The sequence below is a fragment of the Brooklawnia sp. genome (genome assembly GCF_032229645.1).
Taxonomy (GTDB): Bacteria; Actinomycetota; Actinomycetes; order Propionibacteriales; family Propionibacteriaceae; genus Brooklawnia.
Genome location: NZ_JAVTWX010000102.1, coordinates 26,559 through 37,894 on the forward strand (window position 1 = coordinate 26,559; position 11,336 = coordinate 37,894).

Annotated in this window: 11 protein-coding genes and 1 tRNA gene; 6 read left to right on the forward strand and 6 right to left on the reverse strand. The window is 65.0% G+C overall.

Annotated features, from left to right (window positions below):
- Window positions 1–116 precede the first annotated feature (116 nt).
- Window positions 117–1,736 (reverse strand): chaperonin GroEL, encoded by a 1,620-nt coding sequence (groL, locus tag AAFP05_RS07845; RefSeq protein WP_341729303.1) that lies wholly within the window; start codon window positions 1,734–1,736, stop codon window positions 117–119.
- A 267-nt stretch (window positions 1,737–2,003) separates the two neighbouring features.
- Between groL and AAFP05_RS07850 the strand changes: the two genes are divergently transcribed.
- On the forward strand, window positions 2,004–3,368 hold the full coding sequence (locus AAFP05_RS07850; protein ID WP_341729304.1) for an alpha/beta fold hydrolase: 1,365 nt from the start codon (window positions 2,004–2,006) through the stop codon (window positions 3,366–3,368).
- Here AAFP05_RS07850 and AAFP05_RS07855 read toward each other — a convergent pair.
- The gene (locus AAFP05_RS07855; protein ID WP_341729305.1) at window positions 3,298–3,582 is read right to left on the reverse strand and encodes a DUF3263 domain-containing protein; all 285 of its coding nucleotides are present in this window, start codon (window positions 3,580–3,582) and stop codon (window positions 3,298–3,300) included. The two genes, AAFP05_RS07850 and AAFP05_RS07855, sit on opposite strands and share 71 nt — an antisense overlap.
- A 215-nt stretch (window positions 3,583–3,797) precedes the next feature.
- On the opposite strand from AAFP05_RS07855, the gene manA reads away from it, so the two are divergent.
- Window positions 3,798–4,988: a mannose-6-phosphate isomerase, class I gene (gene manA / locus AAFP05_RS07860; protein WP_341729306.1), complete on the forward strand. Its 1,191-nt coding sequence runs from the start codon at window positions 3,798–3,800 to the stop codon at window positions 4,986–4,988.
- Between the two features lie 44 nt (window positions 4,989–5,032).
- On the opposite strand, the gene AAFP05_RS07865 is transcribed toward manA, so the two are convergent.
- The 3 genes from AAFP05_RS07865 to AAFP05_RS07875 all read right to left on the reverse strand — a co-directional run bounded on the left by AAFP05_RS07865 (window position 5,033) and on the right by AAFP05_RS07875 (window position 6,336).
- Window positions 5,033–5,108 (reverse strand) — tRNA-Thr (locus tag AAFP05_RS07865).
- A gap of 72 nt (window positions 5,109–5,180) precedes the next feature.
- A complete protein-coding gene (locus AAFP05_RS07870) occupies window positions 5,181–5,408 on the reverse strand; it encodes a hypothetical protein (RefSeq protein WP_341729307.1) in 228 nt (75 codons plus the stop codon).
- A gap of 115 nt (window positions 5,409–5,523) precedes the next feature.
- Window positions 5,524–6,336 (reverse strand): VTT domain-containing protein, encoded by an 813-nt coding sequence (locus AAFP05_RS07875; RefSeq protein WP_341729308.1) that lies wholly within the window; start codon window positions 6,334–6,336, stop codon window positions 5,524–5,526.
- 75 nt (window positions 6,337–6,411) lie between these two features.
- Here AAFP05_RS07875 and AAFP05_RS07880 point away from each other — a divergent pair, with 75 nt between their 5' ends.
- From AAFP05_RS07880 to AAFP05_RS07895, 4 genes are all read left to right on the forward strand, one after another.
- Window positions 6,412–6,774, forward strand: coding sequence for a nuclear transport factor 2 family protein (locus tag AAFP05_RS07880; RefSeq protein WP_341729309.1), 363 nt, complete (start codon window positions 6,412–6,414; stop codon window positions 6,772–6,774).
- Window positions 6,775–6,945: 171 nt separating this feature from the next.
- Window positions 6,946–8,040 carry a sn-glycerol-3-phosphate ABC transporter ATP-binding protein UgpC gene (gene ugpC / locus AAFP05_RS07885; RefSeq protein ID WP_341729310.1) on the forward strand — a complete coding sequence of 365 codons (1,095 nt, stop codon included), beginning with the start codon at window positions 6,946–6,948 and terminating at the stop codon, window positions 8,038–8,040.
- 230 nt (window positions 8,041–8,270) lie between these two features.
- A complete protein-coding gene (gene metB, locus AAFP05_RS07890; RefSeq protein WP_341729311.1) occupies window positions 8,271–9,443 on the forward strand; it encodes a cystathionine gamma-synthase in 1,173 nt (390 codons plus the stop codon).
- Window positions 9,444–9,452: 9 nt separating this feature from the next.
- Window positions 9,453–10,841: a DUF4032 domain-containing protein gene (locus tag AAFP05_RS07895; RefSeq protein ID WP_341729312.1), complete on the forward strand. Its 1,389-nt coding sequence runs from the start codon at window positions 9,453–9,455 to the stop codon at window positions 10,839–10,841.
- A gap of 29 nt (window positions 10,842–10,870) precedes the next feature.
- On the opposite strand, the gene AAFP05_RS07900 is transcribed toward AAFP05_RS07895, so the two are convergent.
- Complete coding sequence (locus tag AAFP05_RS07900) at window positions 10,871–11,248, reverse strand: hypothetical protein (RefSeq protein WP_341729313.1); 378 nt, start codon at window positions 11,246–11,248, stop codon at window positions 10,871–10,873.
- Window positions 11,249–11,336 lie beyond the last annotated feature (88 nt).

Here is an 11,336-nt window from a genome sequence, read left to right on the forward strand (position 1 = left end):
AGGGGCGGCCCCCGAAGGAGCCGCCCCTAAACCTAGATCCACCGATTCCGCCTGCGGCGCGACAGCGCCCAACGGTGGATTCAGGCTGCAGCAATCAGCCGTCAGTACCGATCAGATCAGTACATGCCGCCCATCTCGTCGCCACCGGCGGGCATCGCGGGAGCCTTCTCGGGCTTGTCCGCGATGACGGCCTCGGTCGTCAGGAATAGACCTGCGATCGACGCGGCGTTGGCCAGTGCCGAGCGGGTGACCTTGGTCGGATCCAGGATGCCGGCCTTCACCATGTGCACGTACTCGCCGGTGGCAGCATTCAGGCCCTCGCCAGCAGGCAGGCCCTTGACCTTCTCGGCCACAACGCCACCCTCGAGACCGGCGTTGGCGGCGATCTGCTTCAGCGGAGCCGCAGCAGAGGTCAGCACGATCTGCGCACCGATCTGCTCGTCGTCCGACAGACCCTCCAACACGGCGTTCTTGGCCGCCTGAATCAGGGCCACACCACCGCCTGGCAGCACGCCCTCTTCGACTGCAGCCTTCGCGTTGCGGACGGCGTCCTCGATGCGGTGCTTGCGCTCCTTCATCTCAACCTCGGTCGCAGCGCCGACCTTGATCACCGCGACGCCGCCGACCAGCTTGGCCAGCCGCTCCTGCAGCTTCTCGCGGTCATAGTCGGAGTCGGAGTTCTCGATCTCGGTGCGGATCTGCTTGATCCGTCCCTGAATCTGGTCCTTGTCGCCGGCACCCTCGACGATCGTGGTGTCGTCCTTGGTGATGGTCACCAGGCGAGCGCGTCCGAGCATGTCGAGCTCGGCGTGGTCGAGCGACAGACCCACGGTCTCGCTGATGACCTGGCCACCGGTGAGCACCGCGATGTCGGCCAGGATGGCCTTGCGGCGATCGCCGAAGCCCGGCGCCTTGACGGCGACCGACTTGAAGGTGCCGCGCAACTTGTTGACGACCAGCCCGGCCAGGGCCTCACCGTCGACGTCCTCGGCGATGACCAAGAGCGGACGACCGGTCTGCTGCACCTTCTCGAGCACCGGCAGCAGGTCCTTCAAGGAGGACACCTTGCTGTCGACGATCAGGATGTAGGGATCCTCGACGCTGGCTTCCATGCGCTCCGGATCGGTGACGAAGTAGCCGGAGATGTAGCCCTTGTCGAAGTTCATGCCCTCGGTGAGCTCGAGCTCCATGCCGAAGGTGTTGGACTCGTCGACGGTGATGACGCCTTCCTTGCCGACCTTGTCCATGGCCTCGGCGATGATCTCGCCGACGGTGGGATCACCGGCCGAAATGGAAGCAGTCTGAGCGATCTGCTCCTTGGTCTCGACCTCGGTCGACATGGCGGCCAACTGCTCGGCGATCGCGGCAACGGCCTTGTCGATGCCGCGCTTCAGCTCAATCGGGTTGGCGCCGGCGGTCACATTGCGCAGACCTTCGTGCACCATCGCCTGGGCGAGCACGGTTGCGGTCGTGGTGCCATCGCCTGCAACGTCATCGGTCTTCTTGGCGACCTCTTTGACCAGCTCTGCGCCGATCTTCTCGAAGGGGTCGGCAAGTTCGATCTCCTTGGCGATGGACACGCCATCGTTGGTGATCGTCGGGGCGCCCCACGACTTCTCCAGGACGACATTGCGTCCCTTCGGGCCCAGGGTCACCTTGACGGCATCGGCCAGGGTGTTCATACCCTTCTCGAGAGCCTTACGGGCTTCCGAGTCGAATTCAATGAGTTTTGCCATGGTTCTGTGGAAAATCCTTTGGCATCAGGGGCCATGCCCCGTTCGGTTGTCTAGTGGTCGCTGCGATTCATGGCTGCCGATGCCCGCGACGGACGACCCCTTGGGTCTCACCCGCACCACTACTCGAAGCGGTGGCACTCTGTTGGTTCGAGTGCCAGCTTCATTATTAGCACTCGGATGCTTCGAGTGCAAACGATCTATCGGCCACAGGCCCAATCGAGATGAGGGCCATAGGCTCAAACGATCTAACGGCCATAGGCTGATGACATGGACGACACGAGTCGCGACCACCGGCTGCGCGCGATCGTCAACTGGGTGAATCTAACGACGCCGCTCGGCTTCGCCATCGCGTGGGCCGGACGCGCTCGTCCACGCCGCGGGCCTTGCGGCCTGTGGGTCGCCGAAGGTTACCGGCTGGGATTTCCTGCGGCCGGAGCGTTCACGATAGGCAGCGTGGTGATCGTCCCGCGGGGCACCATGAGTTCGCTGTTGAGGCGCAATCCGCGGCTGCTGGAACATGAGGCGGCCCATGCCAGACAGTGGGCCATCTGCGCCGGGCTGGCCTTCCTGCCGCTCTACGCGGCCGCCACGGCATGGTCGAGGTGGCGCACCGGCACGGCCTATGCAGCGAACCTCTTCGAGGTCGGTGCCGACCTGGCCGCCGGCGGGTATCCAGCGCCCCAAACCAACCACCTGATTCCCCCGGGAGCCGAAGAGCGTTTCGTCGGTTTGCCCTGCGGCCGCGTGCGGGTGCTGGTCGGCGGCACCGGCAACCGCAATACCCCGGTGGTCCTCATCCACGGCGGCGGCACCGACAATGCCGGCATTTCCTGGTTCCGCAGTTTCAGCGCGCTGGGCGCCGACCGAAAGGTGATCGCCATCGATTTGCCGGGGTTCGGGGGCACCCGCGAGATTCCACCGCTGGGTGGCCCAGGTCCGATGGCCGACTTCGTCGTCCGAGTCGCCGAAGAACTGGCCATCTCGAAGGCCGTCGTCGCCGGGGTCTCGATGGGAGGTGATGTGGCGTTGAATGTTGCTCGTCGGCACCCTGATTTCGCGGCTGCGCTGATCCTGATCGGCCCCGGTGGCCTCGCCGATAGAGTCGGCGGACGTATCACCCATTTCGTCTCATGGCTCGGCACACAACTCCCCGACTGGGCGCTGCTACCGCTGGCCCGCCTCGCGAATCAATTCGCGGGCACCGTCCTCAAAGCGATCGTCAACGACCCGGCGACGCTACCAGCCGAGGTCGTCGACGAGTTCGTCCGCGAGGCTCGCGCATCCAAAGCAGGCCTCGGCTACGGGCGATATAACCAGGCGACTCTCGGACGACGACGGCTGACCAACAACCTGCTGCCCGTCGTCCACGAGATCTCGGCACCGACCCTGTTCTTCCACGGGGAGGATGATCCGATCGTCGATCCGGCGGGCTCACGGCGAGCGGCCGGGCTGATGCCGAATGCGCAGCTGCTGATCGTCCCGCAGACCGGTCATTGGGCACAGCTCGAGGCCCACGAGCTCTTCATCGAGAGCGCACGGGCATTCTTGCGGGATGTGGACGTCAGCGGGTCGAAAGCCGGGACGCAGAACGGTTGCGCTGACGCTGCTCCCGCAGCCGACGGAGCCGCTTGACCAGCAACGGGTCATGCTCGAGAGCTTCTGGACGATCGATCAGCGCATTGAGGATTTGGTAATAGCGCGCCGCAGAGAGGTTGAACCGCTCGCGGATCTCGGTCTCCTTGGGAGCCTTGGCCTGCCACCAACTCTTCTCGAAATCCAAGATGGCAGCCTCACGCTCGGCCAACGACCGGGCTTCCGAGCTGGGAGTACGCGCTGCTTCGACCATGCGGCGATTCTACAACCGCGAATCACACCGGTGTGATTATCGCCAGGCGCGACGTCCGATAGAACGCGCGCCGGCGAAGGTTCTCACGTACGAGTCCTCAGCGCTGGCCATTCCGCCGGATTGGTAAGATGTCTCGTTGCTTCGTCACACAAGCGCCCGCCGCGACCCCAATCGGCGGCGACGCATGGCGGACGTTACCTAAACAAGGAGGGCGGATGCATCCGCTGACTGGGAGCATCAAGCGGTACGACTGGGGTTCGCATGACGCGATCCCCGCCATCCTCGGCCTACCCGATGATGGTCGTCCGCTGGCCGAATACTGGCTGGGCGCCCACCCCAACGACCCCTCACTGATCGACGGAGCCGTCCGCCTCGACACGGCGATCGAACAGCACCCTCGCATGGTCGGCGATTCGGCTCGGCTCGAGTTTGAGGGCCGGCTGCCTTATCTGATGAAGCTACTGTCGGCCGGACGCCCGCTCAGCCTGCAGGCGCACCCTAACCGGATCGACGCGCAGAGCGGCTTCGACCAAGAGAATCACAATCAGATCCCGATGGACGCCCCGGAGCGCACCTTCAAGGACCCGTGGGACAAGCCCGAGCTGATCGTGGCGATCACCCAGTTCGATGCGCTGGCGGGCTTCCGCGATCCCGATACCACTGCCGAGCTCTTCTCGCAACTCGGCCTCAACCCTGCTTCCGAGCAGATCTTCGCCCCGCTGAGGAACCGGGGCGGACGCGCGGGTCTGGCCGAAGTGTTCATGAACTGCCTGGTCACCGACGACGACCGGAAGGCCGCCGTCACCGATGTGGTGGCCGCCGCGATCAACCACGTGGACGACGAGGACGACCTGGGGGAGTTCGCGCGCACCGCTGTGCTGCTGGACGAGCACTTCCCCGGGGATCCGAGCCTGCTGGCGGCGCTGCTGCTGAATCGCCACACCCTGCAGCCGGGTGAGGGGCTTTATCTGCAGCCTGGCACCTTGCACTCCTATCTGCACGGTACCGGCGTCGAAGTGATGGGCAATTCGGACAATGTGCTGCGCGGCGGACTGACGTCCAAACACATCGACCCGGCCGCCTTGACCCTGGTCGTGAGATTCACCACCGAGCCGATCCCGCCGATGTTGCCGGAGCAGGAGATGCCGGGACTGTGGCGCTACCCGACAGACGAGCGAGCTTTCGCCTGCTGGCGGCTGGAACTCAAGCCCGGACGAATGGTCGAACTCCCTGGCGAACTCTCCGGCCGGATCCTGCTGGCCACCCAGGGTGAGATCGGCGCCTCGCAGGGTCTGGACGGGCTCGTTCTGAAGCAGGGTCAAGCAGCGTTCCTCGAGGCGGGCTGCCAAGTGCAGGTCAGCGGCGACGGGCAGGGTTTCCTGGTCGCTACCGGCATGGACGCCTGAGGCCCAACACCCAAATCTGTTGGGCAAACAACCATCCAAACAGCTGGAGCCCCCGGAGGGAGTCGAACCCTCGACCTACCGCTTACAAGGCGGTTGCTCTGGCCGCTGAGCTACGGAGGCGTGCGTCGGTGAAACCAGGCGCCTGACTATTGTGCCCGGCCGGTGCCCGTGGACGAAATCCGGCCGCCGCAATCAGATCCGCTCGATCGTGGCTTCGGGTTCCCGGTCGCGCCAGGTGAAGGCCGCCGAAGTCGTGACCCCGACGATCAGCGTGACCAGACCCGCGATCAGCCCGCCCTGCAGGTCGAGGAGGGCCCAGAACAGCACCGGGAGTCCGATGACCAGGGTGCAGAGCTTCACTGCTCCGTTGACGGGCAACCGATGCAGGTGCGTTGGGGTCGTGCTCTGTGAGGTTCCCATGAAGAAAAGTTAAGCAAACTCTCAGCTCACTTGCGACATCTGACGCGGCGTTTCAGGGGATCTGTGGGAAAACCCTGAGAGAAACTCTCAGGGCCTGACGAATCATCGGAGGTCCTCAGCCCTCGACCCTGCGGCGGCCGCGCACGAAGGTCATCACCACGATGGCGACCACCAGCCCGACCGCGACATAGTTGGCGATCTTGCCGTAGAACTCCAGCACCTTGACGGCCGGCTCGCCGACCAGATAGCCGAAACAGAAGTATCCGATCAACCAGAGCAGACAGGACGCGAAGTCGAGCGCCATGAATTTCTTCCAGCCCATTCCCTGAGCCCCGGCCAGCACGAAGATGACGGCGGTCAAGGGCAGCGGGATCGGCACATAGGCGACGAAGATGCCCACCCAGCCGAGCTTGGTGGCCCAGCGCTCCGCCCGGGCATAGTTGCGCGCGGCACGTTGGGACTGGCCCGCCCAGATCTCGATCATGCCGCGTCCCCACAGCTTGCCCGCCCACCAGTACGTCCAGTCGAGCTTGATCGACATCAAGGTGCCCAGCAGGATCGGCCAGACGACCGGCACGTTCTCCCCCACCCGGACCAGCGAGCCGAGCAGCGTCGTCCCCGAGCGTGAGCCCATCAGCCCGACCAGCCAGACCAATCGGTCGGGGGATCCCAGCAGCCAAGCACGCAGCGGAAGCATCGCGAGGCTGAAGACACCCAGGAAACCGATCCACGCCATGCAGGCGATGTCGCTGCGAGTCGGCTTGCGCCGCCACGGCATGCCCGGATCGTCCCACCACTCACGTTCCGGCTGCTGGTCGCCGGATCCACCGGCGACGACGGCTCCGGCGTCCTCGCCGGCCAGCGCCTCGTCCGCCCCGTCGACGGGTTCGCCATGCCGGGACAAGTCTGCCGGACGCTCATCAGCCACCCAGCGAGCCTACCTGGCGACTGTGAACGGCGACCGCCGTCAACGGCCGAGAGAAATCGTCTCTAGGCTGACCTCATGAGCGATCAGACGACCTTCGCCGAACTGCTGGAGATCAACGAACGAATCGGCCGGGCCGAGTCGGACGCCGACAAGGCATGGTTCGAACAGCTGTTGCACGAACGGTTCATCATGCGCCGGCCCAGCGGCCCGCTGTCGACCAAGGCCGAGTTCATCGCAGGGTTGACCACCGGGGCCAGGCGGCAGACCACGATGCTCGACCTCGAGATCCACGGACCTCACCGCGCGACCGCCCGCTGTACCGTCGAGAAATGGGCACTCGCCGACCCCGAGGCCGTCCAGGTCTTCGACAATCTGCGCGTCTTCATCCGCGAGAACGGCCGCTGGCGACTGCTCACCTGGCTGGCCGAACCGGCCTGATCGACGTCGAACGGCGGCCGACCACGTCCACAATGCGGACACTTCTGGCGAACCCGCTGGTCAAACCGCCTCCAGACATGGCATTGTTCTCGGCAGGACGAGGTAGTCCTTGTCCTTCTACTACGGATCGTTGGGCACGTTCCTGCCCATAGAAAGGATGGTGGCTTCATCATGGCCACAGTCAGCTACCGGGACGCAGTACGCATCTACCCCGCAGCGGATCACCCCGCAGTCAATCACCTGAATCTTGAAATCGGCGACGGCGAGTTCATGGTACTCGTCGGACCATCGGGTTGCGGCAAGTCGACTTCGCTCCGCATGCTAGCCGGTCTCGAAGAGGTCAATTCGGGTGCGGTATGGATCGGCGATCGCGATGTCACCGACCTCCCCCCGAAAGATCGCGATATCGCGATGGTCTTCCAGAATTACGCGCTCTATCCGCACATGACCGTGGCGGACAACATGGGCTTCGCACTCAAGATGCAAGGCATCGCCAAGGACGAGCGCGACCGCCGGGTTCAGGAAGCAGCCACACTGCTCGGCCTGACCGAACTGCTCGCCCGCAAGCCGAAGAACCTCTCCGGCGGCCAGCGTCAGCGCGTCGCGATGGGACGGGCGATCGTCCGCAACCCGCAGGTCTTCTTGATGGACGAGCCGCTGTCGAACCTGGACGCCAAGCTGCGTGTCCAAACCCGTACCCAGATCGCGGCACTGCAGTCACGGCTCGGCGTCACCACCGTCTACGTCACGCACGACCAGGTCGAGGCCATGACGATGGGCGATCGCGTCGCCGTCATGAAGGATGGCATCTTGCAGCAGGTCGACAGCCCGCTGGCGCTCTACGATCGTCCGGCCAACCTCTTCGTTGCAGGGTTCATCGGCTCGCCCGCCATGAACCTCATCAAGGCCGACATCGTCGACGGCGGGGTGACGGTCACCGGTCACGTAATCCCGATCGACCGGGCCGTGCTCAGCAAGGCCACCGGCAACACCGTCACCGTCGGTATCCGTCCCGAGGCGTTCGAACTGTCCGGCAGCCAGGGCATCGGCATGAAGATCGCGGTGGTCGAGGAGACCGGAGCAGACTCCTATCTCTACGGTTCGCTCATCGATGCTCCGGACGCCACCACGGGTGGCACGGCGCCGCAGATCGTCGCCCGAGTGACGACCCGTCAGCCACCGGCCCGCGGTGAACTCGTCCGTCTGCACACCAATCCGGCTTCTGTGCACGTCTTTGACACCGAGACCGGCTCTCGCCTGTCCTGATCCCCGCACCCTGTCTTGGGACCGGGTGCGGGGATGTGACCCCACGATGGGCTCTCAACGCACCTGACGACCGCTTTCACGCCACTCGGCGGGACCCCGAACAACCGGGCCCCGCCGGTTGGCGTCCGGCAACAGGGGTGCTCGTCAACGGCTTCGTCGGCCTCGGCGGCGACGCTCATACTTTCGGCTCCACCCGGCCGTCCTCGTGGGGGAGCGCTATCTTGGCAGCCATGGACCCCTCGATCTCTCGGCTCGCACGCGGCCTACGCGCCGGTCTCGATTCCGATACCGCGTTCTCGTCAATCGTGCCGCCGATCTACCTGGGCACGAACTACGCGTTCGACGGGCTGAGCAATCCGCCCGGCTACGACTACAGTCGTTCCGGCAACCCCACTCGAGATCTGCTCGGCGAAGCGATCGCCACGCTGGAGGGCGGCGCGAGCGGCGTCATCACATCGTCCGGGTTGTCTGCATTGATGCTCTGTTTCACTGCGCTAGTGCCCGCATCCGGACGCATCGTTGCGCCGCATGACTGCTACGGCGGAACCTGGCGGCTGCTCAATCACCTCGCGGGAACCGGCCATTTCACTGTCGACTACGTCGAACAAACCGATCCCGAAGCGTTGGCCGCAGCCCTGGCGAAGCCGACCGATCTGGTGTTGATCGAGACCCCGTCCAATCCCCTGCTGCGGCTGGTCGATCTGGCATCGACGATCGACCAGGTTCACGCCGCAGGCGCCCTGGCGGTGGCCGACAATACCTTCTGCTCACCGCTGCGGCAGCGTCCGATCGCCTTCGGAGCCGATGTGGTCGTCCATTCAACCACCAAGTTCATCAACGGCCATTCCGACGTGGTGGGCGGCGCGCTCGTCACCGCCGACGATGAGCTGGGCGAAAAGCTGAGGCTGTGGGCGAACGTGATCGGCGTCACCGCGAGCGCCTTCGACTCCTGGCTGGCGCTGCGGGGGCTGCGCACCCTGGACGCACGGGTCCGCGTCCACGATGCGAACGCCGCCGCGATCGTGGAGCTGCTGACCACCCACCCGGCGACGACAGCGGTCTACTATCCCGGCCTGAAGGACCATCCCGGCCACCAGATCGCCGCTCGCCAGCAGACCGGCTTCGGTTCGATGATCAGCTTCGAGGTCGTCGGCGGGTTGGCCGGCGCGGCGGCATTCTGCGACGGGCTGCGGATCTTCGACATCGCCGAGTCACTCGGCGGCGTGGAATCGTTGGTGGCACATCCGGCGTCCATGACCCATGCCTCGATGACTCCGGAGGTGCAGCATGCGGCCGGTATCACTCCCGCACTGCTACGCCTGTCGGTCGGCATCGAACCTGTCGACGATCTGGTGGCCGATATCCGCGACGGCCTGGAGCGGGCGTTGGAGGCCGGCCAGTAGGCTAACTGCGTGCCCAGGTTCTTGTCCGCCACTCCGAACTCACAGCTGCTGCCGCTGCCTTGGGATACGCCTTTGGCCGAGTGGCCTGAGAGATACCTGGTCGCGCTTCCCCGAGGTATCTCGCGCCATGTCGTCCGGTTCATCGAGGTCGGTGACGAGGTTCTGGCCGCGAAGGAAGTCAACGAAGATCTGGCGCTCCACGAGTACCGCCTGCTGCATGATCTGATGAGGCTGCACACCCCCGCCGTCGAACCGGTCGGGGTGATCAGCGCCCGCCAGGACTCCCAGGGCGGACCGCTCGACCCGATTCTGCTGACCAAACACCTGCAGTTCGCACTGCCCTATCGTTCGCTGTTCACCCCCGGCATACGCAACGAGACGGTTTCGTTGCTGCTCGATGCCATGGTCGTCCTGCTGGCCAGGCTTCACCTGATCGGGCTGATGTGGGGAGACGTCTCGCTGTCGAATATTCTGTTCCGCCGCGATGCGGGCGAATTCGCCGCCTACCTGGTCGACGCCGAGACCGGCGAACTGCACGACAAGCTCACCGATGGCCAGCGTCAGCACGACCTCGCGATAGCCAGGGTGAACATCTTCGGTGACTTCTGCGATCTTGAGGCCGGCGGTCTGCTCGACGCTTCCCTCGACCCGCTCATCATGGTCGACAGCATCGAGACTCGCTACAACGGACTGTGGCACGAGCTGACCGGCGTCGAGGAGTTCAGCGGCTCCGAGCTGCACCGCATCGAGAGCCGCGTCCGTCGCCTGAACGCGCTCGGTTTCGACATCGCCGAACTCGACATCGATACCTCCGTCGACGGGCAGACCATCCGGATCCAGCCGAAAGTGGTGGATGCCGGGCACCATTCGCGTCGGCTACTGCGCCTCACCGGACTGGACACCGAGGAGAACCAGGCGCGCCGGCTGCTCAACGACCTCGACACCTATATCGTGCGCTGCGGTCTGCAGAGCCAGGACGAGGCTGTGTCAGCGCACCGATGGCTGACCGACTGCTTTGAGCCGGTGGTCAGCCTGATTCCGCCGGAGTTGATGGGCAAGCGCGATCCCGCGCAGATCTATCACGAACTGCTGGACTATCGCTGGTATCAGGCGCAGCGGGAGCAGCGCGATGTGCCGCTTCTGGAGGCAGCCCGCGGCTACGTGCGCGATGTGCTGGCCAACCTTCCCGACGAGGCGATGATCAATCTCGACCCGGTCGCAAGGACCCAGTCGAACCCCTATGACCCATCCCAGGGGTTCGTGGACGACCCGCGTTCCGAGCAGCTGCCGCCGGTGGTGGACCCTTGGGAGATCGAGGACGATCAGATCGACCTCGCCGCGGCTACACGCTTCGACATCGACGCCCTGCGGGCCAAGGCGAAGCACGCCTCGTCCTAGAGGCTGCCTCGTCGCTGCGGTAGCGGTTCTCAGGCGTTGCCGTCTTCGACGTCCAGGTCATCGTCGTCTTCGTCGTCGAAGTCGGCATCATCATCGAACTCGTCGTCGAGGTCATCGTCGTCCGCATCGGCCGGAGCGGCCGCGGCATGCGAGGTGGCGAGCAGCGCCTGCAAGGCGTTGGTATCGAGGCTCAGCCACCCGCTGGTGCCCACATCTGTCGCAGCCAGGCCGGTGACCGCGAACCCGACGGTGTCCGGCTCGGTGGCGTCTGCGGTCTCGTCCGACTCGTCGACGAACGGATCGAAATCTTCCCCGGGGATCACCGGACGCGGGCCGGAATCAACGCTGGCACGCACCTGATCTCCGATGGAGCTGGTGCGCGGACGATGCTTGCGGATCTCGGCCATGATTCCTCCACTCGACGCCAGGACGCGGCGGAGCCGAGCTTATCCTGCCCCGCTGAGCGCGTGCGGCGCGGATCACCGCCGACAAGTA